General features: G+C 35.3%; 2 protein-coding genes. Both read right to left on the minus strand.

Annotation, left to right across the window (positions count from 1 at the left end):
• Positions 1–111 precede the first annotated feature (111 nt).
• Positions 112–1,179, minus strand: coding sequence for a glycosyltransferase family 2 protein (locus JX312_RS13380; protein WP_204458410.1), 1,068 nt, complete (start codon positions 1,177–1,179; stop codon positions 112–114).
• The coding region (locus JX312_RS13385) for a hypothetical protein (protein ID WP_204458412.1) at positions 1,172–1,594 on the minus strand (423 nt) is incomplete at its 5' end. The genes JX312_RS13385 and JX312_RS13380, both read right to left, overlap by 8 nt.

A 1,594-nucleotide genomic window follows, 5' to 3' on the forward strand; every position in this document is an offset into this window, starting at 1 on the left:
ATGCCCTTATTTTTAAAGACTTTGTTTTAGCCGCGCATCGTTAGTTCCGCTTTGCGAATGCAAACATAGGAACTATGTGACTGATAATTCAAACACTCTCTTACACTTATATTATTTACCCGCAATATTGTGGGATATATTTTTAAACACCTTGTCCCTTATTGCCCAAGACAATGCAACTCCCTTCTTTACAAGCTTGTAATAAAACGAATACAATAGACCGTTGGACTTTTTCTTTTTTTGCATATAAGATTTATAATATCTTACTCCAAAAAGATTCTTTCCCAACATTATGTCTTGAGCACCGGATATATCGTCAATCTGTTTCCTGAGTTTTCCAAGCAATGTCATATTTTTCTCGGATCCGTCAAAACACAATATTGTCATGAAACACAGCCCATTGATATTGCAGAATATACTTCTAAGTTTTTTAAACAATCGTTCTTCAATATTATTATCTTTCAAATAATAATACATTCTGTCAATAATCTTAACCATGCTGGCGACACTTTTGATCTGCGATGAGATCTCGACAGTCTGTCCCGGACGTCCCAGCTGATAACAATAGACTAAAATATCCAATGCCACGAATGTTTTCACATACGACAATGGATAAAAACAATATTCTGTATCAGTATATGATATTCCATGCTGCAGACGGATGTTATTGTTCTTAAGAATCGATGTCTTATATGTAATGCCATGCATTGCAAAATTAGGATAGGAATCAATATCCACATTGTCAAAATCATATATATGACCAATACTTGATTCGGGTGATTTAAAGTAAACTTTTTGAGCTCCCCGGTCTTTCCTGTAATTAGTAAGTATTAAATCAACATTGATATTTTCCAATTCATTAATCAAAATAGACAAACCCTTATTGTCATAATAATCATCTGCATCAAGTATCCTGAAATACTTTCCGGTAGCAAGTTCTATACCCTTATTTACAGCCGAACCATAATTACCGTTTTCCTTATCTACAGCCTTAATAATCCCCGTGTATTCCGACTCATATTTACGGGCAATAGACAACGAATTGTCCTTGCTGCCGTCATTTATCACCAAAACTTCCAAAAATTCAGAGCATTGCGGTTTTACCAACGAATCAAGACATCTTGGCAGCAAAGACTCCATATTGTATGTAGGTATGATAATGGTTAGAATTTTATCCATTTTCGTATCTATTAAACGGTAAGACATTTATCAGAAAAAGTGGAGAAAAAGCCAATGGTTCGCCAATTCCCAAGAAAGTCACGACTATAACATACACATATACAGGCAGTTTTATCGCTCTTTTACGAAATTCCTTTACAAGGGAATAATAGAATGTGATTATCCACAACAACCCGAATTGAGCGGTCTGCAATAAAATTCCCGCGCTTAAGGATGAGGTCATACCTAACTTATCTGAGACCTGCTCGAAAACTTTTGATCCTACCCCCAATCCGGTGAGAGGTCTTTCAAATATTGCATAAGACAAACCAATAAAGTCATTTGCCCGGACAATAAAAGACCGGTTATCCATTGAGAATTTATCAGTTACAACAGGACTTAACATTATTACAATGCCGAATATTATAGCTGATAT

The sequence above is a fragment of the Barnesiella sp. CU968 genome, assembly GCF_905219685.1.
Taxonomy (GTDB): domain Bacteria; phylum Bacteroidota; class Bacteroidia; order Bacteroidales; family Muribaculaceae; genus Lepagella; species Lepagella muris_A.

Coding starts and splice junctions, on each gene's coding strand:
- JX312_RS13380 (WP_204458410.1), bottom strand. CDS start 1,179: ATGGATAAAATTCTAACCATTATCATACCTACATACAATATGGAGTCT.